The sequence below is a fragment of the Nostoc sp. FACHB-152 genome (assembly GCF_014697475.1).
Classification (GTDB): Bacteria; Cyanobacteriota; Cyanobacteriia; order Cyanobacteriales; family Nostocaceae; genus Nostoc_B.
In genome coordinates this window covers 84,774-109,157 of record NZ_JACJRV010000016.1, presented here as the reverse complement: position 1 = coordinate 109,157, position 24,384 = coordinate 84,774, and the positions used below count along the sequence as shown (strand labels likewise).

Sequence of the window (24,384 nt, the reverse complement as noted above, 5' to 3'; positions counted from 1 at the left end):
TTTAACATAAGTTTTGAGTTTGCAGGGCTTGGTCATTTGCTTCTGAATGCGCGTATCCTTCTTCAATATCATCTGCACTCCCCACACCAAAGAAACTATGCCAAAAAATTGGGCTTTGAAAATAGACCAGTTTTTCAATGCCAATTCCCACTGCATTAGGGAGATCCAAAAAATAAAATCGCCCGCCGTCGCTTTCGCCCTTTAGGGCGAAAGCACAGCAGTCCAGTCATAAGCACGACTATATCCTTGATAGGGCGGGCGATTTTATTCCTGGTAAGTGCCTTATCGCTCCCGTTCACATTGACAGCTTTCCTTCTAATCCCGCTTCTAAGAAACCACATTTTCTGATGGCTGAGGAATAAGCTCAAAACCAAAAGCCTGAGCCTTTTTGTGGAGATTATTGACCATTCGCTCACGGTAACGCTGTTCATAATAATCAATACCAGGATCGGTATAATCTCCGCCAGTTGTCCAAAGTTGGTAAAAAATGCGCGCAATCTTATGAGCAGTGGCGGTAATAGCTTTAGGAGCGCCAAGGCGAGAACGTAAACGACGATAAAACGCTCCCAAAGCAGAATTACTTTTTCCGGCGGTTTGTGCTGCCATACGGAAAGCATTTGCAGCGCGGTTCACTACCGGACGAGTTTGAGAACTTTTAACTTTGCCACCAGTAATGCGACTGCCAGGGCAAAGGCCAAGCCAGGAGGTAAAGTGCTTCACTGTGGGGAATCGATGAGGATCTAAACCAACTTCAGAAAGGATGATTTGTACTGTCAGGACACCAAGACCATCAACGCGAGTAAAATCTACCCCACTCATGCGGTAAAGATGAGTACGTAAATCAAAGGCAGGTTCATTACCTTGAGGCTTATGGTGAGGATTCTTGGGTGGAGCAAGAGGGGACTGAGCAATATCAATCTTGTCGTTAAATTGGCTTAAGCACTCCTCAATCTGACGGTCACATTCAGCGATTTGGGATTGGTAGACATCATAGAGATGTAACTCTTGTTGCAAGACAAACAAATGTTCTTTTCGGTAATCACCATGAAGCGCAGCAGCTATTTCTGCTTCACTACGTTTGGCACGGTGATGTTTTTTAGCTGCAAGTACTTGTGGGTCATGTTCGCCTGCGACGATAGCTCGTATGATTGCCATGCCTGTAGTACCTGTAATATCACTGACTACTTGATGCAGTTGTATGTTCATTTGAGTTAAAGCTTTCTGCATCCGTTGGATATGAACACTGGCAGTTCTGATGAGATTATCACGTTGACGGATATAGCTACGTAGAACACAGATATCGTCTTCTGGGCGAAAAGAACCTGACAACAACCCATAGCTGTGTAATTGTTGCAGCCATTGACAATCTAAAACATCTGTTTTGCGCCCAGGCAAAGTTTTGACATGGTGAGCATTGACAAGTTTGACTTCAAAACCGCGAGTCTCTAAAATTTGAAACAATGGAATCCAATAAACACCTGTTGATTCCATTGCCACTGTTTCAACTTTACATTCAGCTAACCAATCAGCAATAGCGTAGAGGTCAGCCGTGTAGCAACCGAAACGCCGAACACATTCGTTAGCAGATCCTGACGGTACGCATACCCAATGATGTTGTGAACCAATGTCAATACCAGCAGCATTTGGATGAATCGGATTAAGTTTAGATGCCTTGGCTACAGATTGGCGATTTGGAACTGAAGACTTCTGTTTTTTCTTCATTCTAGTTCCCCTAGTCTCAAGCAGTATCAAAGTTGAGGTGTGCCTTGACCCAGGTTGACGGAATTATACAGTCTTCTAAACGGGATAACGTGTAAACGCTTCACCAATGCCATCGCCGTCACAACCCAGAACCACGCTTTTGTACGGGCGAAAATGCACCATTGAGGGAACGGTCTTAACTGTCAAGACACAATGCAAGTATAAGATTCTTTGGTACTCTTTATTCCGTTTCTTTCATCCATCGCGGACATATCGTCCATCAACCGCTTTTGTCACTCTAGGCAGAGAATAATCCGAAACTCTTAGTTTGACGTTTATTCTCAACAAGGGTGTTTAAATGATAAGGTAGCCTGGCGATCGCTAACTTTCACTGCCAATTTATAAATCTTTTTTTTGCAATTCCATCAATAGATAGGTGTTGAACTCGTAATAGCCTCTCACTGATGCAGAATAAGCATCACGTAATTCTGTATTAGTGATTTTGGCGCGTAAATCTTCAATTATTTCAATAGCTGCTTGAATATATGTTTGGGCTGATTGTAAATTACCCCGTCTGTATTCTAGGGAAGCCATGTTAGAGAGAGTGAGGATTTCCCCTTTTCTGTCCCCCACTACACGGCGTATAGATAAAGCTCGGTTGAAGTGTTTGAGTGCTTCTTCTGTTTCTCCTAATGAGAGGTAGACTTTGCCAATATTGTTGAGGGTGGTGGCTTGCCCTGTTCTATCCTCCACTGCGAGGAGTATTGGTAGAGCTTGGTTGTAATATTTGAGTACTTCTTGTGTTTCTCCCAAATCGTCGTAGACTAAGCCAATTTGATTGAGGGTTTCGGCTTCCCGGCTTTGCTCATCAAGTTTTTGCCAAAGCTTCAGAGCTGCTTGGTATTTACCAATTGCTTGTCGCAGTGCTTCTGCTGTTCCTTGTTGATAAAACTGCATTCACTCTTGAAAAAGGCGTTTCGCAGCAGCGCGAGTGGTATCTTGTTGAGTGGTTTGCTGTGCTATCTGCAAGCCTTGGTTTTTCGGTGTCGCCGCCACAGCATCAGCAAACATTACCGCACTCAGCAATAAAGTTAAACTGTAGCGGGTAAACTTTGCGAGAAACCACCAGCAAATTCCCTGATTATTTGCACTCCCCATGATTTTTCAGTCTCAATCAGTAATTATTAGACCTCTTGTGTGAATGTTAGAAAACACGAATTTTAAGTCTCGCGCATACCGCAAGCGGAACTCGCAGAGTAGGCACAAAGGAGCAAAGATGACAAAAATTACGATACTACAGCAAAGTCTAATGGAGTCAGCAGACGGATTCGGGCTAAAAGTCTGTGTTTGAGTGAAATAATGACGATACTGATTGCATTTCATCAAAATCACTACCGGAATTTTAAGCATTTTTATTTGAATCATGTCAAACAGCAATGGAGTTGTGCTTTTCCAGCAGTGCCAAGTTATCAACGATTCATTGAATGGATACCATCAACCTTGATACCTTTGTGCGTTTACCTGAAGCATTGTTTTGGAAGTTGTACGGGTATCGGTTTTATCGATTCGACGAGTCTCAAAGTCTGTCATAACCGTCGGATTTCTCAACATAAAGTATTTGATGGTTTAGCCGCTCGTGGTGAAGTAGTTCCCATCTTGGCGGTTTCCGGCGATGGGAAACTACTGAACCCGATTAACCCGAACTCAGGTTATAGTACTTACAAATAATCTAAGTTGGCTGTATTCCTTAGCTAAATGCTTAGTTTAGTGCTACACAGCCGTAAAAAATTACTTTTTACAATAGATTACAGGTGAATGAGGTACACATTTTCTGCAAACAGCCATATACTGGGATGCTTTCAAGCCTGTTCCCTATTGCCTACTCTATCTGATAAAGAATAGGAAATACTCATCAAATAAGGATGTTTCTATTGTTATTGCTTATAAAAAAGCAGCAGAATCATCATCCAAAAATAGCATCGCTTGTGGCTGTTGGCGTAGGATAGAAGCCGGACAGCTAGTAGTTATAGGCTTTTGTAACATCTGTTTTACTACCTGCGCTTTGCGTTTTTCGGGTGCTAAACAGATAATTTTTTTTGCGGAACAAATTAAAGGAAGACTAACAGTAAAAGCGTACTGAGGAACGCTGTCGAGATTGGGAAAGTGACCAGTATTTACTTGTTGCTGGCGATTTAGATTGTCTAATTTTACCAACTTCACACTGTAAGAATCTTGAAAATTGGCTACTGAGGGATCGTTAAAAGCTAAATGTCCATTTTCACCAACACCTAAACAGCATAAATCAATTGGCTGGGCTTGCAATAGTTTAGTATAGCGATCGCACTCAGACAACGGCTCTAAGGTATCACCTTCTATATAATGAAATTGCTGCGGATCAAGCTTTTTTTCCACACGTTCGCGCAGATAACGCCGGAAACTAGCAGGATGTTCCGCAGTAATACCTAAATATTCATCTAAATGAAATAGAGTAATTTTTTGCCAATCAACACCACCCAACCCTATCAAAGCATCAAGAAACTTGAGTTGGGAATTACCTGTTGCCAATAAAACTGCTGCTGTATTCTGCTTTTCCAGGACATTCGTTAAATATTTAGCTGTGATTTGTGCAACATCCTCAGCCATTTCAGCCTCAGTATTGTAAATCTGCACCTGTAAATCATCAACACGAAAAAATTTTTTGGCAGCTACCATTTTTTGAATTGTGAATTATGAAGTATGAAATGTTGTTGGCGAACACATCAACCGCAGATTGGAGATTTTTCGCATCCTCAAACAATAATATTGTAATCGCAGAAAATTAAGTGGTAGTCAAATTAACTTTGCTCCTCACATCATTAAAATTGCGATCGCTATCTATAGGAATCCGGTTTGATTAATGAATATACTTGTGCAGTCAGGCAAGAGGCAACAGTAAAGAAGGCAGGTAACAATACACTGATTTTTTTCAAAAATCTAATATGAGTCCTATAGGTGACTTGCCTTCTATAGCAAACCGTGTAGGAGTCCAAACAAATCTCTTGCCTGCCCCCACGACTAGTTTGTAAATTAAGTAGGATTCCTATATTAAACATAGGACTTACTTTGGGAATAGATACTTTATTTACTGACTGTTTCGTTTGGTAGAGTAAGTTGGATTAAAGAATGGTTAAATATAAACTAAATACATTGAAAAGTAATTTGAAATTATTAGTTATATGCAAAAGATTTATGGAAATACTCAAGGCATCAGAAACAGCCACCTTAAACAATTACAACATCTTTATGAAGAACAGCAACCAGGAGATAGATTTATTACGCCGGAATTTGCTCAAACTTTAGCTGCAATTACAACAGCTATCCATCAACCGATTTGCTGTTATATTAATCGGCGTGGAGAAGTAATTAGAGTTGCTATAGGGACACCAAATAAAACTCAAATTCCATCAGAAGAATTACCGCGACATAGCGCAGAACGCTTGAGCCGGATACGTTGTATTACTACTCAATTAAAACCAACAGCCCCTGATACAGCAGCATTAATTGCCATGTTGCGCCAGCGTTTAGATGCCCTTGTAATTTTAAACGTTGCTGATGGTCAAATCGAATCAACTTTTTTAGCAAATCTTGTCCCTAATACAGAAACACCTTGGATAATTTCACCGCCCCTAAGTTTAGATGATTTATCTGAAGAAGACCTTAACGATTTAGTTTTGGAATGGGAAGAAGAAATTGCCGACGCAGGAGGATTTTTATCCCAAGATATTGTTTCTGGCCAAGATAAAGTGCTGCTGGTGGGAGTGCAGACTAACGATGTTTCTCCCCAACGGTTTGAAGATGGACTTGCAGAACTGGTGCGGTTGGTAGATAGTGCTGGAGGAATTGTACTAGATACAATGCGGCAAAAGCGCGATCGCCCACATCCGCAAACAGTAGTTGGAACCGGAAAAGTTTCCGAAATTGCCCTTTTAGCCCAAAAATTACAAGCTAATTTAATTGTTTTTGACCGCGATATTTCGCCATCCCAAGCCCGTAACTTAGAAAAGGAAATTGGTCTGCGAGTTGTTGACCGCACAGAAGTAATTTTAGATATTTTTGCTCAACGGGCGCGCACCCAAGAAGGTAAATTACAAGTAGAACTCGCGCAACTCGAATATATGCTACCTCGGTTGCGTGGTCGTGGTCAGGAAATGTCGAGATTAGGCGCAGGGATTGGTACGCGAGGCCCTGGTGAAACTAAACTAGAGACAGAACGGCGAGTAATTCAACGGCGAATTACCCAACTTCAAGAACAAGTCAACCAATTACAAGCACATCGCGCCCGTATTCGACAGCAACGACAACAGCAAGAAATTTCTGTCATAGCGTTAGTTGGTTACACAAACGCTGGTAAATCAACATTATTAAATGTGTTAACTAACGCCGAAGTTTACACCGCAGATCAACTATTTGCCACCCTCGACCCGACCACGCGCAAAGTAGTAATTACAGCATCAGAAACTCAAGAACGCCGGACAATTTTGTTAACTGATACTGTTGGGTTTATTCACGAACTTCCACCACCGCTAATGGATGCTTTTCGCGCCACATTAGAAGAAGTAGTTGAGGCAGATGCTTTAGTTCATTTAGTTGATTTATCTCATCCAGCTTGGGAAAGCCATATTGCTAGTGTGCAAGAAATACTGAAGGAAATGCCAACAATTCCCGAAAAAAGTTTCATTACCTTTAATAAAATTGATCAAGTTGATAGCGAAACTTTAGCAAAAGCCCAACAAGAACATCCCCAAGCGATGTTTATTTCTGCGACTAAGCGATTGGGTTTAGAAACTTTTAAACAGCACTTGCTACAAATTATTGATGAATCTGTTGCGGTAATTTCGGCAGGATAAAATTTATAGAGACGTAGCATTGCTACGTCTCTACATATATACAGCACATTGCAGGTAAATGAGATACAGATTTTAAGAACAAAGCCATATACCAACAGGCTTTCACCCCTATTGCCTATTGCCTGTTTCCTGCTGTATGTATGATGATTAACGTGAAATGGAATGAAATTATGCGTTAGCGTCTGAAAATTAATAAATCTGTTGAAAACAAATATATATAGTAAGATTTGGTTAAATTATCGGGTTTATCAATCGTGAAGCTAATATACAATTTCTAAACTTGATTTACGAGTTGCAAAAGTTAGTTTACGAGTCGCAAAAGTTAGTTTATGAGTTGCAAAAGTTGGTTTACGAGTTGCAAAAGTTAGTTTACGAGTTACTCCGTAGGGTACGTTATGGACATTAGTCCTAACGCACCGAAAATTCTGAATGGTGCGTTGCGCTATGCGACAACGCACCCTACTGGCTACTGGCTGATCAGAATTAATGGGATAGGCCATTAGTGGTCTGCGGTGTCCAAGTCGGGCCTTTACAACGCGGCCCTTCTGCTGTCCAAATCAGCTTATCTAAACAGATTTGGCGCATAGTCATGTCTTTTGCCCAAGCATGATAGACGATATATTCAGTCTGACCATCTGGGCCAAGGACAATGGAGTTGTGGCCTGGGCCGATGACATAATTAGGAATCGACTTAAGGACGCGTGGCCCGGTTTCGTTACCCGCATCAGAGTAAGGCCCCATGACGCTATCAGCAACACCATAATCTACACCATAGGTATCGGTTTCCCAACGCCCACCGCTATAAAAACAGTAATACTTGCCTTCATGCTTGCGGACACAAGGCCCTTCTAAGGTATGCCAATCATAGATTTCGCCATACATTAGACGGTTAGCTAAAAACCTTTGCCAATCGGAACGCGCCCGCAAAACAACTTTTTCTTCGCCTGCGAGTTTTGTCATTGTTACGAGTCGGTCTACACAAAGTGCAGTACCAGCACGTACACTACCGTCCGCATCTAAAAAATCACGGGCGTAAAACAGATACCACTGTCCATCATCATCACAAAATGCGTGCGGGTCGATCGCAAAGGAACAGGAAGTTGGATCTATTAAAGATTCGCCAATATCTACATAAGGGCCTAATGGTGTGTCACTGGTAGCCACCCGCAACTGATGACGTTTGTCTTCGTGACCGACCGAATAGTAGAGATAAAATTTGCGATCGCAGTAAGCAATTTCGGGCGCCCAAAAGTTATCGCCTAGCGCGGGGTCTGGTCTTTCTAAGGCGTTACCCATATATTGCCAGTTCACAAAATCGAAGGAGCGTAACAAAGGAAAGACCCGCAATTTATAATTTGGATCAATATCTAACGCCTCTTCGATTTCGTCTACCATACCGGCGGCTTCTGCTGCGCCAGTCCCAATCGCATAATATATGCCCTCGTGCTGCCAAGCAAAGGGGTCGGCAAAATAGCCTTTATAAACAGGATTTGTATAAGTTTGCATTATTTCATACTTCAGACTTTTTGTATTAACTAGGTAAACAGAATTAAATGTAAAGTGCGAATCAAGTAACTCCGTTGATATCAACGGTTTACCTCCTGCCTTCTACTTAGTACTTAAAATTGATATAAGTTTCGACTTTCTCTTGGGGTAATTCCTCGACTACCTGACACCGGATCATTTGCTGCAATTCTTGTGGCAAACTCTCATAGTAATCACGCGGGAGAGTCAAATCTACCTTTGGTGTATGCAACCAATGCATAGCGTAGCCCATGACAACCATTGGTCTTGGCTGGTTTGTCCGATTAGGGGAACCTCTGTGTAATGCTAAAGGCGATCGCACAATTACATCACCCGGCTGCATATAAAAAGATTCCATCGGGATTTCACCACTAGCAATCTTTCTCAAACTTTCTTCACGTGGTAGCAAATGAGTACCACGCGCCATTTGAAACGGGCCGTTTTCTGCTGTTACTTCCACTAACGGAAAGTTGACCGCTAAGGCATAAAGTGGAGTTACTATCTGATCGCTAAATAGTGGGCGAAAGTCTCGGTGAGTTTCTTGATAATCTGAACCCTGCAATGGTAGATCAACTCCCATTTGAACCATCACATATTCTTGATAAAACACGCGCTCAAGAATACCCATAATTACTGGGTTAGCAAAAACTGATTGATTAGCAAATGGAGCAACCCAAGGCAAAGTTAGATAATAACGGGCAACTTCACGCGGAGCTAACCCACCGGGTTGATTTTGGCGATCGCGAAATAACTTTTCAAAAGCTTGCGCCCACTCGTCAATCAATTTTTGCTCAAAAAGCTGAGGGATCAAACAAATTCCGTCTGTTTTTAATTTTTCGGCAAATTTATCTAGGTCGGTAGCTGAATATTTAGCCATGCCTCCTACACTTTGAATCATCGCTTTTATCCTCTTTAATTTCTGCTGTTAGAGTTAACTTTAAAGCGAACTCTAGCATTATTTTTTTATAATTGCTTGTCGATAATAGCGCATTATTTTCAAAGTTATACTGTTAAGTTTGATATCGTATTAAGAGATGATTTATAAAGTAAACCTTAAAATTTAGGGTGCGTTCAAGCAACGCGTAACGCACCAATATTATACGGTGCGTTACGGCTAGATATCATTTGGTAAAATTCTCAAATCCTGACATAGCCGTAACACACCCTACATTTTATGTTTTTTTAGGTTGAGCTATTTATCTACTGTGTTTTAGCTTCTGCTACTGCATTCTTGTCGCGCTTGCCCAGTAAGGTGCAAACAGCAGTCATAACTTCAGGGAATGCAAGCACTAATGACGCGATCGAACAAACTGTTGCAACCTGGCAATACTCACAATACGTACCACTTACTCTAGACGTAGTTTTAAGCATTAATACTTTCGGTAAATGCTAAATATAAAGAGTGATTTATCTAGATTTTGCTGCTATTGCCTATTGCCTGACTACACAAGTATGTTCAGTAATCAAACCATATTCCTATAGAGCAAATTTTATGATTGACTTTGAACCTTGGGATAAATTATTGCGGCAATATGTTGACCAAGACGGTCGCGTAAACTATGCTGCTTGGAAAACAGAGCAACCCCAAGTTTTGGCTGATTGGTTGTTAAGCCTCAAAGAATCCACTCTCAAATCTAACATCAACGCTCAGGAGAAATTAGCACTGTGGATTAACCTCTACAATGCGTTGACTATTTCCAGTATTTTAGAAAAATATCCATTGGACTCGATTCTGCCCAAAATTTTTGGGGTTCCTAACTGGCTAGGTTTTTTATGGTTCTTTCAGCGTCGAGTTTATTACATCTTTGGTCAGCATTACAGTCTAGCGCAAATCGAAAACCAAATTCTCAGAGATGAATTGCAAGAACCACGTATTCATTTTGCGATTGTTTGTGCTTCTGTAGGTTGTCCTTTACTCCGTCCGGAAGCTTACTTTCCTGAACAAGTTAATCAGCAGTTAGATGAAGATACTCATCGCTTTATTAATAATCCCCAAAAAGTGCGTTATGACTTTGATAGTCAAACGCTCTACAGCAGTAAAATCTTTAAATGGTATCGCCAAGATTTCTTAAAAGTTGCGCCTTCTATCCCTGAATACATTGATTCTTACTTAAAAATAGATGTGCCATTAACTGCGGCAACACCGATATCTTATCTGGATTATGACTGGAGTTTAAATCAGCGAATATCTTGATAAAACCGCTTGAGATAGTTAGTATCAACACCAATTCCCCATAAAATTCCGATGTAGAGGTAAATTGCTGTAGCTTTCCAACTACCCCAACGCGCAACCCGGCGATCGGAACTTTGAACGATGCGGTTAACCAGAACAATTCGTCCTTTTTGCGCCAATTTCAAGCATAAATCTCCATCCTCCATAATTGGTAGTGCTTCATTAAATCCGCCGCAATCCCAAAAGTCGCGCTGGCGACAAAACATAACTTGATCACCAAATAACAGACGCAATCCTTTAAAAAATAAGTAAGGTTTAAATACTAGCGGTGCATAGTAAGTTTTTAGGTAGTTATGTAGGGATATACCCCAGCGAGTGGTATGAGAGCCTGTCATTAAAGAAATAAATCCGCCACAAGCAACAGTAGGATCTGCCAAGGTGTTTTGGATAACAGCAGCAGCATCATCAGGAATCCAAGTGTCTGCATGGAGGAAACAGAGTATATCTCCGGTAGCAGCTGATGCTCCGTAATTCATCTGAATTCCACGTCCACGCCGATCGCAATCCAGAATTTGCACATTTAATTGTTTATGCAATGATTCCGCAACTTGTTTAGCGATCGCTATTGTTTCATCTTCGCTACCACCATCTACTACTATTACTTCTTTGACAGCTGGTTTTAATAAACCCAGTTGGCGCAAGGTACGCTCTAAACTAGCTGCTTCATTGAAAGTAGGAATAATAATCGAAACTTGATTCATACATTTCTTAAAATCTTGATTTTTATTCTTTCTGCTTAATCTCTATTGGTTTTAAACCAAATAAAAAACGTATAATATTTATACGTCTAACTAAGACCTCATACAAAGTACCTGTTAGCAAAATAGTTGCACTACTAATAATTAAAAACTTTTCTGGTATCCCCAAATTCCATTGCACTACATAAAAACCTAATGTTACCAAAACTGTCTGGTGCAATAAATAAAATGGGTAAGATGCTTGGGAAGTATATTGCAAAATGCCATTATTAAAGTTTAGATATCTTTGCCCTAATCCCACTAAAGCAATTACCCAACACCAAGAATTTACTCCTCGGAACATTTGATAAAAAATATATTTCCAAGAGTAACCACGGCTGGGAAGAAAATCACTTGCCTGCCATCCTAATAGCACAGACATCGTAATTATTGATATTCCTAGAATTAATTGGCGATTTTTTTGAATTGCTTGTCCAAACTCTGCATGAGAACAAAATATAAATCCATAGGCAAAGTAAGAGATATACAATAATACATTTGCCCAGTCATCGTAGAGATTTTGAAAACCAAACCATCTAGGACGCAATGCACCTTCAATTACAGCTAATGGTAGAGCAGGTAATAAAATAGCTCCTGGTTGTCTTAGAAAGTTTGCTACTTGAGAATACCAGAGTTGCTCTGTTTGTTTTTTTAAGAATGATAATAATGGCAAAGTGACCAAAGATATGACAAATAAATAAATCAAAAACCAAAGGTGCGCCCATTCAAAATTTCCTTGGGGTCGAATTCCATGAAAAAATTGTGGGTAAAACTGCACGTATGAGCCTGAATATTCATGATGGCTGAGACGGTTATAATAAACTTGAGGAGGAACTAATACTAAGGTTCCAAATATGAAGGGAATGAACAATCTACTGAAGCGATAGCCAATATACTCTCTAGCAGAGCGTAACTTTAAAGAAAACCAAGTAGCTGCTCCTGCAATAAAAAAGAATAATGGCATATGCCACTGATGGACAACAAAAATAAACCATTGAAGGGCAGAACTTAAAGAATTATTTTGAATATAAAATTCGCCTAATTCACCATGATAAAAAATTGCAGCAGCGTGAAAATAAATTAGCAGTAAAACTGCCAAAACTCTTAGCCAATCTAGGTCATAGCGTCGTTCATCGGTAATATTTATTTGTTCTAAGTTTTCTTTTAAATTCATTATTTAATTAAAAATAAAAATAATACATAAACTCAGTTAAGATTGGCAGCCATTTAAATTTAATGATTCTCAGCACGGTAACTATGTTTAAGAAAATTTCCCCAGATGGCATTGTAGGGATGCACAAGTTGTGATGAGTGTTCGTTATCTTTAAACATTGGTCGTTCTTCATTAGCCCACTGGAAAATACCACCACTCAAGTTAAAAATTTGGATAAAACCTTCTCTATCAAGTTGTTGGGCAACTTTGGCACTACGATACCCAACTGAGCAATATACAATGATTGGTGTGTTTTTTGAAACTGTCGAGAGTGCTGTTATGTCGGGTACAACAGGATCAATACGCACAGATGTTTTGATGTGACTGACTGCATATTCTGCTGGGCTGCGTGCATCAAGCACAAACGGCTGCTGTTTTGCAGAATCAGCTAGCCACTCGGCAAATTTTTCTGTTGAGATTTGATTAACAGTGGGAAAACTTAATCTGATCAAGAGTTTGAGTAAACTGAACGCTAATGATTGCAACTTTTTAAAATTTTACTGAATAATATAGGACTCATATTTGATTTTTGAAAAAAATCAGTACATATTTTTGGGGAAAACTATCTTCTTAAGACTTATGCATATTTAGCTACTCATAGCCAGTTTGGATAAATAAATTTTGTGATTTGAGCATTAAATACTTAAATTGTGTGCCTAAGATGTGAAAGATTTTAATCCTCAGGAGAGATATGGGAAACTTCGGGTAGGGTTTCTACCAATCAGTAGAATTTTTATGATAAAAATATTTATGATCATACAGTTAGCGATAAGTTTTATACATAATTGAAATTGTCATTCAAAAGACGGTTTTGATTTAAATAACAAACGCAACTAACTGCCACCTCCTTGGGAAACGTAGTGTATTGTTCACAATCGCTGCAATTTACTTAGATGAATTAGTGGCTCACTGTAGTGTGTCAGAACTTATTTATCAACTTCTCTATCAGATTTACTAATTAGTATTAATAGAGGAGAAATTTGCTGTGGAAACTTCACTTTTTAATATTGTTAAAATAATATGCTTCCGTCCCAAGAACATACTCTTTCCCTAGAAGCCAACCCTCTTCCTCCTATTCCTATTCAAGAAATTTCAGAAGATAGGACATTAACAGAAACAGTAATTTCTCCAAGTCCAAAACGGTTTTTAAAATTTGTTTCTAAACCAGAAATTAGGACGAGTCTCAAAGCATTAACTTTTGAGAGTATTTTCGCCACGATTTTTTATAGTATTATCGGTGGGGCATTGCTCAGTAATTTCTTGCTAGAGTTAGGTGCTGGGCCTGTAGAAATTGGTCTATTGGCTGCTATTCCGCAGGTAGTGAATCTACTCCAACCTTTGGGAGCATATTTAGTAAATCGAAGCGTTAGCTTTCGTAAGTATTCTATATCTATTTTCCTTCCGCCACGCTTGCTGTGGTTGATTCTTTTACCAGCAATTTGGCTAGTAAAATCATCTCATATCGCTGGGCAGCAAGTGGTGCAGTTGACCTTAGCAATTCTCTTAGGAGCTAATATCATTGAAGCTTTCGGTCGTGCGCCTTGGCTGGGTTGGTCAGCTGTGTTAGTACCTCAAAAATTAAGGGGGCGATATTTTGGCTTTCGCAGTAGCATTCTGGGTTTGACAAACTTTGTTGCTGTACCATTACTAGGTTTTGTGGTATCGGCTTGGCCTGGTGGAACACTCCAAGGTTACAGTGCAATTTTGTTTCTAGGAATTTTGCTTGGGGTAATTAGTGTAGGCTGTCAAATATGGATGGCTGATGTCAATCCTCAGCTGTTAAAGGTGGAGCATTCTGACACCTCAGAGTCAAAGCCCCAAAAGATAGATTTTAGCTGGCTCAAAGATACTAATTTTGTGAAGTTTGTACTTTACCTGAGTATTTGGTGCTTTGCAGTTAACGTCAGCGCACCTTTCTTTAACCTTTATCTGCTAGATAACCTGAATATAGATATTAGTGTGGTAACGATTTATCACGGTTTAGGTACTGCGGCGAATATGTTAATGCTGCTGTTGTGGGGTAAACTGGCAGACAGAATTGGCAATCGTCCGCTACTGATATTCGTAGGAGTTTTAGTGGCGGTGACACCTTTGCTGTGGTTGGCGGTAGGAAGTGATCAGATTTCTTTTTGGGTTTATTTACCGTTGTTGCACATATTAGCTGGTGGGACTTGGGCGGCGATTGATTTGTGTACAAACAATATGATGATGGGAATAGCACCGTTGCGTTACCAGTCTAATTATTTTGCGATCGCCGGAGCGGTTGCTGGTATAACTGGAGCAATAGGTATTTCAATGGGTAGCTTTTTAGCAACTCAGTCTGCTGCTGGCGGTTTGCTGGGGCTATTTGTCATCTCAGGCTTACTACGGATAGTTGCACTTTTACCTTTAGTTTTTGTTCAAGAGCAACGTTCTATCTCGTTAGGTCAGCTAATGCGCCTCCTATTGCCAAAGCAGTCACCAGATTTGGTTAAAGTAGAATAATTAGTTGTCACAACGAAGGCTCAAATCCCCGACTTTTTAGAAAAGTCGGGGATTTTTTCATTTAACAAAATATGCAGTTTTTGATCATCACGAATAGCATGGTAAAAATATAAATCCAAAATGGTATTACCAATTACAAGAGGCAAACAAATTAGCGACAATCTCAACTAATTCTTCTGGATCAACTGGTTTAGATACATGAGTCTGAAAACCCGATTCCAATGCTTCAACACAACTCTCGCGATCGCCAAATGCTGTTAAAGCAATAGCTAAAACTCGTCCGCCAGCATCTGGATTGAGTGTGCGTATTTTACGAATCAAAGTGTAACCATCTTCCTCAGGCATACTGATATCGCTTATTAAGATATCGGGTTGCAATTCAGGTAGCACTTTCAATGCTGCTACTGCTGATGGAACTGCTACGACAGTTGCTCCATCTGCTTCTAACACAGTAGTAATGTAAAAGCGGCTATCATCATCATCCTCAACTACGAGAATGCTTAAGCCAGCAAGTGGGAGAGGAGGTTGCATAACAAATAATATTTTATTTGTGTTTCAGGGATGCTGACAGAAAAAAGTAAAATACTCCGAATAATTCAAGCTCTAGCTTTGATGAGACTCTTAGACTCACCAAATAAGGTCATTTATATAAGATAGACCCAACTAATCCACTAACTATCAATATACCTTTTTTAGTAGGCCCATAGCTAGATGTACTTTCTCACAGTTGGAGCGAACTTAGTAATAAATACGTTTCAGCTAGAATATTTATGAACACTGAAAGCTTTAAAAATTCTCAAACTACTGAGACTGCCATGCGGCATGAAAGTAAAGAGGAACTCAATCAAAAAACTGCTGCACAATTTGGGCTTAGTATTGCCTTGGGTGTTATAACAATTATCCTTGTTTCTGCAACTGCTTACTTTGGATTGATCCGCTTTTAAATAAATTAAACTTTTTGAGATTTTAGATTGAAAATTCCAAATCTAAAATCTCAATTTAAGTAGCAGGTAACTCTGTTAAAGAAGTTTCTGGTAATGATGGACGCAAACACAAATATACTAATGGCCCAAACAAAGGTACAAGAGCAACAGCCCAAAAAATACGTTTATCTTTAATTACCCGACGTGCCATATCATTATCCAGTAATGAAGTAATCGGAAATATTAAGCACATCAGTAGAAAGTCGAGACTAATCAGGTGAACAAAAAGTCTTTGTAAAAACTGCTGAATGTAATCTGTCCAATTTCCAGTAATTATTGCATAACTCAATAAAGCAACATTAGCAACCAGCAAACTAACTCCTGTCTTTCGTCGCTCAAATATTAAAAGCCACTTATCTTTTATGCCGTAAAATTCTTGATTAGACTGCCGAAAAATTAAATAAGGTAAAAGACAAATCACACCTGTAAAATTTGAACCAATAAAATAAGGCCAAGCGCGAAAGTTCTGCATTCTACCATCAGCAAACATTAAGCAAGCGTAAATCATTGGAAAAATACCCATTAAGCAAAATATTGTTGGGATAATAGCGTTAAGTTTATGCCATTGACGTGTTAATAGCTTTGTTCCTATAGCCCATGTTTCTGGTTGATCAACTGGTGCTAATAATATTGTGTATATAACAAATCCTAGCCAGATAATCAAAAGAAAAACTTTTCTGATCATAAGATTTATGGAAGTGTATTTTCTGTTAAGGTTAAAAATATAATTTATCTTATGTTGTAAAGTCAGCTAAATAGCGATCGCCTGTTATTTAGGTTTTACATAAATATTGCTAAGATACATTGATTAAAGCTTCTATTTGTATTTAACTACATACTCCCTAAGCAGGATTCACCTCTCTCTCATCAGCAGGATGGAATACTGAAGAAAGTCCATCACCTTAAAAGAGTAATTTTTGAAAAAATTCTTCATTAAGAGGCTTAAAAATGACAGCTACAAACGAAAAAAATAAAATTCGTTATGCAGTAGTTGGTTTAGGTTGGTTTGCTCAAGAAGCCGCCTTACCTGCATTTGCTAATACTGAAAATTCTGAATTAGTTGCTTTAGTTTCTGACGATCCTGCAAAACTCGAAGAACTTAGCAAAAAGTATGGTATTCAACATACTTATTCTTATGACGAATATGAAGACTGTCTGACCAGTGGTGAGATTGATGCTGTTTATATTGCATTACCCAATCACCTACACTGTGAGTACACTGTACGAGCAGCTAATCAGGCTATCCATGTGCTGTGCGAAAAGCCAATGGCCGTCACAGATAAAGAGTGCGAGTCCATGATTAAGGCGACAAAAGATAATAATGTCAAACTAATGATTGCTTATCGCTTGCACTTAGAACCAGCCAACTTGCAAGCTGTAGAAATTGTGCGATCGCAGCAAATCGGTGAAGCGCGTCTTTTCAACTCTGTGTTCTCTCAACAAGTAGTAGACGAAGGTAATATTCGTTTACGAGATGTTACAGGTGGTGGAGCAGTCTACGACATCGGTATTTACTGCCTTAATGCAGTACGCTATTTATTCCAAGATGAACCAACCGAAGTATTTGCTGTAGCTGCCAGCAAAGGAGAACAACGCTTCAGCGAAGTAGAAGAAATGGCTACCGTTACCATGCGCTTTCCCAATGAACGCCTCGCAACATTCACCTGTAGCTTTGGAGGAGCAAAAGTTTCTACTTACCAAGTCGTGGGAACTAAAGGCGATTTACGGCTAGAACCTGCCTATACATGGCATGGAGATATCAAGCACTACCTCACCATTGATGGTGAAACCCAAGAGCGTACTTTTGAAAAACACGACCAGCTAGCCGCCGAATTCACATATTTCTCCGATTGCATTCTGCAAAATAAAGACCCCGAACCATCTGGAACAGAAGGATTGAACGATGTTCGCATCATTCAAGCGATCTACCAATCCATTGAAACAGGTCAACCTGTGCAAGTGCAAACTCTCGAACGCTCTCAACGTGCTACATCAGAGCAAACTATTGAACGTCCAGCCAACGAAGAGAAGCCAGAGCTAATCCATGCTACTGCACCTTCCGGCAATTCTTAAAGCAGCCTCATAAGCTGTTACACACATAAGCAGTTTAGACCGCAGAGGGGCAGGGGAGCAGGGGAGGCAGCGTGTTGCGGGGGTTCCCACGCCACATACTTCAAGTCGGCAGTGCCTCCCCGTTGTAGCGACTGCCGTGAGCAGAGGAGAGGATTTGAAGTTTTTCCCCACAATTTAAATTGTGCAACTTGTAGGCGCATTAGCTTACCATCTCTGCATCTAGGTTAAGGTGAGTTCGTTGACAATTCCCCGCCGTAATGGGCGGGGAGATTCTTCCTTCATCCAACATCGCCTCTAAAAGCAGTGCCTTTAGACGGTCTTACACCTTGGCAGTCCGTGTAGGAGATTCAAACAAATCTATAGCCTATTGCCTATTCCCTATTAACTGCCCACATAAGCAGTTTGTAAATCAAATATGATTGCTCTATCAACAAAACACTAAGATTTATTTGCCAGAACAATATTTATTAATATCACTGACTATTGCACTTTCCTCGCTACTGCTCTTTTTCAGAGTTAATAAAGAGGCATTTGCGGCTTTTAGATTTTTTTTATCAATAGCGGCTGCTGTATCCCTTAACCCCTTTGTAGTATCTTCGTAGAGTTTAACAAAGCGTGATTGAAAACTTTGCAATTTCTCATCTTTGATTTCTAATGCTTTCATTTCGTTAGTAATTGGGTCTATTTTACTAGCCACTTCTGTTAATGCTTTCGACCCTTTCTGAGGCTGGGGATTTTTACTGAATGCTTGACTTAGCGTTACTGCTTGATTTGCAACTTTTATCATTTTATTACATTGAGCAACTTTACTTTCACCGCAGCCTGTAAGTATTACTGAAAGCGTAGCAGTAAATGTAAGCATAGCAGTTTGTTTAAAAATACGTTGCATTTTTAAATCTCCTAAATATATTGAAAGTAGGAGGCATAAAAATCTAAGTTAGAAACAGCAAAAATTTTGTTAAAAAATCATGTAATTTTTGCTGCTAAATTGTTTTTAGCCCTGATAAGTTATACTGCATGATTTTTTGTATGCGTATTAAACGCTGCTAAATTAATAAAAGTTTATAATTTTTGAATATAGAAAAATAATTTTGACGAATTCAGATCAAAAATTGAACAATTAATGGATATACTTGGCGATCACATCCGTCAAGAAGAAAGCACTATGTTTGCTGCGATCGATAGAAATTGCAGCGACATTCAAAAAGAGCAAATGTCTACTGACTTCAAAGCTACTAAGAGCAAGATTCAGCAGGAGATGTCAGTTTCTATACAATAGTAGCAAACATATTCGCAGATTGCTGCGTTAACGTATCTGGCAGCATCTCATACTGTCAGACCTAATTTAAAGAGGCTAAATTAAAAAAAATATTCCAATTTAGCAATTCCATTAAGAACGCCCATCATGCTCTGCGAAAAAATTACGGGAAACAAACCAAGTTGTATAACCAATTCCAATAAGCTCAAAAAATGTAGGAGCGAAAGGAATTTGTCTTACACCATATAATACAGCTAACACCAATCTCAGCCCAATATTCATTAATACAATAAAAGCAAAGCTCACAACTGGCAGCTTATATTCATAAGTAAATTCAACTATATTTTGGGGTAATTGCTGCAAAACATCAGAAATATTTCTGCCAAAATCTGCGCCTTGATTATTCGATATCTCAGTATTTGTTAGTTTGGCTAAACTTCCTGGCTCTGAATCTTGAATTGTCACTATGTTTTTAGCCAAGCTAGGTTCAGCGTATTCTTTTTGTTGAATTTGAGTTTCCATAATTTTCTACAGCAATAATTTAATGTAGAGGCGACAATACTATTTCTGCATTTTTTGGCTGATTATTCATCGGCCAATTGGTATAAAACTATTTCAAACTCGTATTCGCAAGAAAAAACCCCAGCTAAACCAACTAGGGTAGGAAAGAAAGAGAAGGATAGAATGACGATTAGAAAACTTGAGCAGTTGAGATGGAAGAACTTACTATTGTTGATCTACTTATCGATAAGTAACTCCTGATAATATGTAAAATTTTGGAAATGTATTGGACAACTATTCAATATTAGAAATAAACAATGTAGATATCAAAGCGTAACTAGCAAAAAAAATTACAGCAGGTAACATATAAACCTCCTTTTTCAGGAAAGCCTTAATCAAAAATTCTATAGTTTTAATTTATCAGATGCTTTAAATGCTAACCTCTGCTTAAAAGCTTATATTATTCAAAGTCTATAGGAAGATTAGGATTGAGAAATGATGATTTGTAGCCAGCATGAGCTATATCTAAGGAATTATTTAACACTATATTTATTTAGTAAGGTATAATGAAGTCTTTAACATTATAAAATTACCAAAGCTTTTATAACTTACTTTTCCTTGGGTAAAATACTTGGTTGAAAAAGGTAGCCACAACCTCTTGCTGTCACAAGTAATTTTGGGTTGTTGGGGTCGTCTTCTAACTTGCTTCGTAAGCGATAGATATGCACATCTACCACACGGGTATCTACATGGTCTTCTGAGGTATAACCCCACACTTGCTGCAAAATTTCACTCCGAGAAAAAACTTCTCCAGCATGGTTAACTAACCACTCTAGCAAGCTAAATTCTACACCAGTCAACCGAATGCGCTCATTATCTTTATAGACTTGTCGCTTGTTCGTATCAATGATAATTTTGCCAATATGCATTACTCCAGGAATAGAAACCGTATTTGTTCTAGTTTTTTTTAGCCGTTGTAGCACTCTGGCAATTCGAGATTCTAGTTCTCTGGGCGAGAATGGTTTCACCATATAGTCATCAGCACCCATTTCCAGCCCAGTGATGCGATCTGATATATCGCCCAAGGCTGTTAGCATAATAATTGGGACATCTGATTGCTTACGTAACTCTTGACATACTTCGTAGCCATCCAACCTTGGCATCATTACGTCTAACACTACTAAGTCAGGATCACAAGAGCGAAAAATTTCTAAAGCCTCTTCTCCGTTACTGGCTGAGACTACATCATAGCCAATCATCGATAGGCGGGTTTTTAATATCCGACGAATACTAGCTTCGTCATCTACCACTAATATTTTTTCTTTATTAGTTTCCAACTTAGTCAACGTTCCTTTATGACGAAAACTTTTTACCTACTACTATCGCTCTCAAAGCCAAGAAAACCTATATTTTTATCCTAATTTTGAAGATGTGATTATTAGGATTAGGGTTATCTACTAACTTTTGAGGATTCATCCTTTTAGGATGATTTTTATACTGTCTTTTTATATTATACTCAATTACTAGTAATAGGTAGATGTTAATTCGCCAATAACTGACTAAACTTAGATTTTCACACAAAAAACGAGTAATGGTGTGTATGTTATTTAAAATTAAATGTGCGCGTTTGTCAGTGTAGAAAACCGAACTTTTGAATGCTTATTTTCACGATTTAGTTTACTGATAATTAGGATTTTACTTAGACTACCAAAACTCTTTAAACAGTGGCAGCCTTGTTTTTGTACTGATTAAGCTAGTTGTAGCAAGTTACTTGGCTGGAGAGATTGCTGCCTTTTTATTTGCCCGCGGGGATGGGCCTATGGATACTCTAAATTTTAAGCTTCCGTGCGTAAGTCCTAAAATGGATATAAAAATAGGGAAAACCGTGGCTTTCCCTAGATTACTAATTACCTACTAAACTCCCATATTTAGTAGCACTAGCTTTTAGCTGTTTTAATTGCTTACTACTATATTAGTAAAGCTGTTTTTTATAAAAAACTTCCGGCTAAAGTCACAAATATAACCATGACTTTAGTCATAACTTAAGCTTATAAAATAGTGTTAACTTATAATAAGTTAGGCTCCAAAATTCGATTTTTATGGAAATTTGTAGCTAAAAATTAGAAATTTTAGATTAGCTCAATTTTGTATGTGTAGATTAATTGGCTATCTTGGTAACAGCATCAGATTAGATGAGTTGTTATATCAACAAGAGCATTCTCTTTACAATCAAAGTTTTAACGCTTTGGAATTAAAGTCTGGAGCAATATGTGCAGATGGAGTTGGTGTAGGTTGGTACGATGAAACAGGTAAACCATTTATTTACCGCAATACTATCCCACTATGGAATGATCCGAATCTAGAAGAGTTGAGTCAATACGTACAATCTGCTTGTACTGTAGGTTATGCCCGACTAACAGGGATAGGCGAGTCGCTTGATATTAGTAACTGCCAACCATTCCGCAGTGGAAAGCTGTTGTTTGTCCATAATGGCGAGATATCTAACTTTAAACAAACACTCTACAGGCCTATACGTGATAGCCTTTCTGATTCGACATACCATCTGATTAAAGGTATGACAGACTCGGAACATATCTTCGCCTTGTTAGTAGAAATTTGGCAGTCGTCTCCGGATAACACACTTTTGTCAGCCCTACGTGCTACGCTACAACGATTGACTGACTTGGCTCAAAAATACGACACCAGCTTTAGTGCCAACATAATTGTTAGTGATGGTCAAGCAGTTGCAGCAGTTCGTTATGCCTATGATATGCCAGCACCTACTCTTTATTGGTATTCCAATCCTGTGAACCAATCAAACCAAGTTATTGTGGCTTCTGAACCTTTATTCAACCAAAATTGGATAGCTTTTCCTGAGCAAAGTTCTCTATTTGTACAAGCAGATTCATTAGTTCCAATTGTTAGCCATTTAGAAAACTTGGCTTAATTTTATGAGCTACTAGTGCGATCGCTCATAAAATAAAGTTTGCACAATATTTGTGAATAACTGCTAAATATGCTGTTATTTAGCAGTTAATTAAATCATTATTCAAAGTTTTTGTTAAGTCAAACAAAAATATATCCAAAAAATTAGTAATATACTGTATATAATCAATCTTTAGATAGATGAAAAATTAATCATTTTTCAGAGAATATTTTCACTCAACAAGTCAAATATTTAGTCTAATAAAAGTTTATCAGGAGAATCATTTATGAAATTTAAAACCGTATGTGCAAGCATAGCGGTCACTACATCTATTGCTACTAGTATGATATTTTTTCCCCAAGATTATGCACAGGCACAACACAGACCAACTCAAACCAAACAGGTGAATTCCAAAACCTCAACGTCTTTAGAAATTAAATGGGTTTTGGGATTTATCCCCTTACCTATGTGGATTAGAAATTCAAATTCTTTAAGTAGATCAAATAACTCAAAACTAATAACTACAACAAAACAAGGATATAAACATAAAGAAGTTCCTGTGCCTGTCTTAATACCAGGATTAGTGGCTTTTGGTGCAGGCTTAATCAGAAAACATCGCCAAGATAAGAAGCAAGTGGATATGTAAAAAATTATTTCATTACTGCTCGAAGGTCAGAAGTGAAACACATATTACGTTCTCGCTGTCATATATTTACATTATTCATAAACATTTAGATAACTCATCTTAAGCAAGTACTGATTTTAAAGTATTTGCTAATTTTTTTATCAGGAGGAGATTTTAATTCATTTGAATAAATCTAAAAATTATGGTTGTACAATCAAAAAAATCGTGCAAATATATTTAGCCAAAAAACACAATCAAATTGTTTTTGCTGGTTTGCTTGTAGGTGCCTACTATTACTTAATTTTTTGGTTAAAGACTTTAATACAGTTCTTAATTAGTGGTAGTTCATTTCCATTGTTAACAGTTACTGCGGCTTATTTGGGATTACAAGAGTTATGGCAGCAGAAAAATCAACTGGCAAACTTAAATCCTGCAACTATGCAACGAAGGCTTGGCCATAGTTTGATTTTATTTGGAGTTGGTCTTTTCCCTTTCAGTCTTAACAAAGGTTGGTCTCAAGCATTAGTTTGGTTAGTAATTTTAGTAGGTATTTTCTTTAGCACTTGGGGGCTGAAGTTCTTTAAATACTATTTACGTCTAATTGTCTTGATGGTTTTAAGTATCTATCCTGGTATTTTCTTTTTACCAGCATATATATGGGAAGCCTTGACTCCTGAAAGAACAATGGATTACATCCAAGCTTGGAGTGCTAATTTAGTACTTCAGGTCATCGGTTATCCAAGCAGTGTAGATGGAACATTGGTGAAATTACCCACAGGTAGTGTGGAAATAGGATGGGGTTGTAACGGATTTGAGTTGATAGTTTTGATGGTTATAACTAGTCTGTTAATAGGCATTGCTTACAGACTCAAGGGCTTTCAGATATTAAAAATCAGTTTTTTAGGATGCATTCTAGCTTGTACTTTCAACACGGCGCGCATTGCACTATTGACAATCTCTGTAGCTTATTGGGATGAAGAAACATTTAATTTTTGGCATGACGGTTTAGGAGGGCAAATCTTTTCCGCAGCCATGTTTACAGTATTCTATTACCTACTTATTAAAATGCAGCTACTAGATTTTGATCACAAATCTAAGCTGCAATAAATAGGGCGATCGCCATTAACAAAAGACGCAAAGGCACTCATAAAATTCTCTGCGCCTCTGCGTGACGGCAGTCGCTATAACGGGGAGCCACTGCGTTGGGCGGCTTTGCCGACTTGAAGCAAGTGGCGTGGGA

The 24,384-nt window shown here is 38.6% G+C and carries 25 protein-coding genes; 10 read left to right on the top strand and 15 right to left on the bottom strand.

All coding sequences use genetic code 11. The features are described 5' to 3' along the window. Position 1 precedes the first annotated feature (1 nt). From H6G76_RS15095 to H6G76_RS37030, 4 genes are all read right to left on the bottom strand, one after another. On the bottom strand, positions 2-169 hold the full coding sequence (locus H6G76_RS15095) for a hypothetical protein (RefSeq protein WP_190701828.1): 168 nt from the start codon (positions 167-169) through the stop codon (positions 2-4). Between the two features lie 158 nt (positions 170-327). Continuing rightward, positions 328-1,722 (bottom strand): IS110 family transposase, encoded by a 1,395-nt coding sequence (locus H6G76_RS15090; protein WP_190701827.1) that lies wholly within the window; start codon positions 1,720-1,722, stop codon positions 328-330. Positions 1,723-2,100: 378 nt separating this feature from the next. Further along, on the bottom strand, positions 2,101-2,658 hold the full coding sequence (locus H6G76_RS15085; RefSeq protein ID WP_242056405.1) for a tetratricopeptide repeat protein: 558 nt from the start codon (positions 2,656-2,658) through the stop codon (positions 2,101-2,103). Continuing rightward, positions 2,659-2,859 carry a hypothetical protein gene (locus tag H6G76_RS37030; protein ID WP_242056404.1) on the bottom strand — a complete coding sequence of 67 codons (201 nt, stop codon included), beginning with the start codon at positions 2,857-2,859 and terminating at the stop codon, positions 2,659-2,661. 201 nt (positions 2,860-3,060) lie between these two features. Here H6G76_RS37030 and H6G76_RS15080 point away from each other — a divergent pair, with 201 nt between their 5' ends. Further along, positions 3,061-3,429: a transposase gene (locus tag H6G76_RS15080; protein WP_242056403.1), complete on the top strand. Its 369-nt coding sequence runs from the start codon at positions 3,061-3,063 to the stop codon at positions 3,427-3,429. Positions 3,430-3,642: 213 nt separating this feature from the next. On the opposite strand, the gene H6G76_RS15075 is transcribed toward H6G76_RS15080, so the two are convergent. Then, on the bottom strand, positions 3,643-4,413 hold the full coding sequence (locus tag H6G76_RS15075) for a glucosamine-6-phosphate deaminase (protein WP_190701825.1): 771 nt from the start codon (positions 4,411-4,413) through the stop codon (positions 3,643-3,645). 503 nt (positions 4,414-4,916) lie between these two features. Here H6G76_RS15075 and hflX point away from each other — a divergent pair. After that, entirely contained in the window at positions 4,917-6,587 is a 1,671-nt protein-coding gene (gene hflX, locus H6G76_RS15070; RefSeq protein WP_190701823.1) for a GTPase HflX, read from the top strand. Between the two features lie 483 nt (positions 6,588-7,070). Here hflX and H6G76_RS15065 read toward each other — a convergent pair whose 3' ends face one another. Continuing rightward, the gene (locus tag H6G76_RS15065) at positions 7,071-8,093 is read right to left on the bottom strand and encodes a glycoside hydrolase family 43 protein (protein ID WP_190701821.1); all 1,023 of its coding nucleotides are present in this window, start codon (positions 8,091-8,093) and stop codon (positions 7,071-7,073) included. A 106-nt stretch (positions 8,094-8,199) separates the two neighbouring features. Further along, a complete protein-coding gene (locus H6G76_RS15060; protein WP_190701817.1) occupies positions 8,200-9,009 on the bottom strand; it encodes a phytanoyl-CoA dioxygenase family protein in 810 nt (269 codons plus the stop codon). Positions 9,010-9,603: 594 nt separating this feature from the next. On the opposite strand from H6G76_RS15060, the gene H6G76_RS15055 reads away from it, so the two are divergent. After that, the gene (locus tag H6G76_RS15055; RefSeq protein ID WP_190701814.1) at positions 9,604-10,305 is read left to right on the top strand and encodes a DUF547 domain-containing protein; all 702 of its coding nucleotides are present in this window, start codon (positions 9,604-9,606) and stop codon (positions 10,303-10,305) included. Here H6G76_RS15055 and H6G76_RS15050 read toward each other — a convergent pair. Genes H6G76_RS15050 through H6G76_RS15040 form a run of 3 tightly spaced genes read right to left on the bottom strand, consistent with a single transcriptional unit; the run spans position 10,290 to position 12,746 of the window. Beyond that, positions 10,290-11,045: a TIGR04283 family arsenosugar biosynthesis glycosyltransferase gene (locus tag H6G76_RS15050; protein WP_190701811.1), complete on the bottom strand. Its 756-nt coding sequence runs from the start codon at positions 11,043-11,045 to the stop codon at positions 10,290-10,292. The two genes, H6G76_RS15055 and H6G76_RS15050, sit on opposite strands and share 16 nt — an antisense overlap. Positions 11,046-11,067: 22 nt before the next feature. After that, on the bottom strand, positions 11,068-12,255 hold the full coding sequence (locus tag H6G76_RS15045) for an acyltransferase (protein WP_190701808.1): 1,188 nt from the start codon (positions 12,253-12,255) through the stop codon (positions 11,068-11,070). Between the two features lie 59 nt (positions 12,256-12,314). After that, entirely contained in the window at positions 12,315-12,746 is a 432-nt protein-coding gene (locus H6G76_RS15040; protein ID WP_242056402.1) for a rhodanese-like domain-containing protein, read from the bottom strand. A 568-nt stretch (positions 12,747-13,314) separates the two neighbouring features. On the opposite strand from H6G76_RS15040, the gene H6G76_RS15035 reads away from it, so the two are divergent. After that, complete coding sequence (locus H6G76_RS15035; protein ID WP_190701802.1) at positions 13,315-14,778, top strand: MFS transporter; 1,464 nt, start codon at positions 13,315-13,317, stop codon at positions 14,776-14,778. Positions 14,779-14,904: 126 nt separating this feature from the next. On the opposite strand, the gene H6G76_RS15030 is transcribed toward H6G76_RS15035, so the two are convergent. Then, on the bottom strand, positions 14,905-15,309 hold the full coding sequence (locus H6G76_RS15030; RefSeq protein WP_190701800.1) for a response regulator: 405 nt from the start codon (positions 15,307-15,309) through the stop codon (positions 14,905-14,907). Positions 15,310-15,548: 239 nt separating this feature from the next. Here H6G76_RS15030 and H6G76_RS15025 point away from each other — a divergent pair, with 239 nt between their 5' ends. Then, positions 15,549-15,722 (top strand): hypothetical protein, encoded by a 174-nt coding sequence (locus H6G76_RS15025; RefSeq protein WP_190701798.1) that lies wholly within the window; start codon positions 15,549-15,551, stop codon positions 15,720-15,722. Between the two features lie 55 nt (positions 15,723-15,777). Here H6G76_RS15025 and H6G76_RS15020 read toward each other — a convergent pair whose 3' ends face one another. Continuing rightward, the gene (locus H6G76_RS15020) at positions 15,778-16,446 is read right to left on the bottom strand and encodes a DUF2834 domain-containing protein (protein ID WP_190701795.1); all 669 of its coding nucleotides are present in this window, start codon (positions 16,444-16,446) and stop codon (positions 15,778-15,780) included. A 263-nt stretch (positions 16,447-16,709) separates the two neighbouring features. Here H6G76_RS15020 and H6G76_RS15015 point away from each other — a divergent pair, with 263 nt between their 5' ends. Further along, on the top strand, positions 16,710-17,834 hold the full coding sequence (locus H6G76_RS15015) for a Gfo/Idh/MocA family protein (RefSeq protein WP_190701792.1): 1,125 nt from the start codon (positions 16,710-16,712) through the stop codon (positions 17,832-17,834). 445 nt (positions 17,835-18,279) lie between these two features. Here the strand turns inward: H6G76_RS15015 and H6G76_RS15010 are convergent, their stop codons facing one another. Further along, entirely contained in the window at positions 18,280-18,723 is a 444-nt protein-coding gene (locus tag H6G76_RS15010; protein WP_190701789.1) for a hypothetical protein, read from the bottom strand. A 234-nt stretch (positions 18,724-18,957) separates the two neighbouring features. On the opposite strand from H6G76_RS15010, the gene H6G76_RS15005 reads away from it, so the two are divergent. Next, positions 18,958-19,113: a hypothetical protein gene (locus H6G76_RS15005; RefSeq protein ID WP_242056401.1), complete on the top strand. Its 156-nt coding sequence runs from the start codon at positions 18,958-18,960 to the stop codon at positions 19,111-19,113. A gap of 111 nt (positions 19,114-19,224) precedes the next feature. Here H6G76_RS15005 and H6G76_RS15000 read toward each other — a convergent pair whose 3' ends face one another. Beyond that, complete coding sequence (locus H6G76_RS15000; protein ID WP_190701786.1) at positions 19,225-19,614, bottom strand: CAAD domain-containing protein; 390 nt, start codon at positions 19,612-19,614, stop codon at positions 19,225-19,227. Between the two features lie 587 nt (positions 19,615-20,201). Beyond that, positions 20,202-20,930 carry a response regulator transcription factor RpaB gene (gene rpaB, locus H6G76_RS14995; RefSeq protein WP_190701783.1) on the bottom strand — a complete coding sequence of 243 codons (729 nt, stop codon included), beginning with the start codon at positions 20,928-20,930 and terminating at the stop codon, positions 20,202-20,204. Between the two features lie 812 nt (positions 20,931-21,742). Here rpaB and egtC point away from each other — a divergent pair. From egtC to crtC, 3 genes are all read left to right on the top strand, one after another. Next, positions 21,743-22,540, top strand: coding sequence for an ergothioneine biosynthesis protein EgtC (egtC, locus tag H6G76_RS14990; protein ID WP_190701780.1), 798 nt, complete (start codon positions 21,743-21,745; stop codon positions 22,538-22,540). A gap of 265 nt (positions 22,541-22,805) precedes the next feature. After that, on the top strand, positions 22,806-23,165 hold the full coding sequence (locus H6G76_RS14985) for a hypothetical protein (RefSeq protein ID WP_190701777.1): 360 nt from the start codon (positions 22,806-22,808) through the stop codon (positions 23,163-23,165). A gap of 204 nt (positions 23,166-23,369) precedes the next feature. Then, the gene (gene crtC, locus H6G76_RS14980; protein ID WP_190701774.1) at positions 23,370-24,251 is read left to right on the top strand and encodes a cyanoexosortase C; all 882 of its coding nucleotides are present in this window, start codon (positions 23,370-23,372) and stop codon (positions 24,249-24,251) included. Positions 24,252-24,384 lie beyond the last annotated feature (133 nt).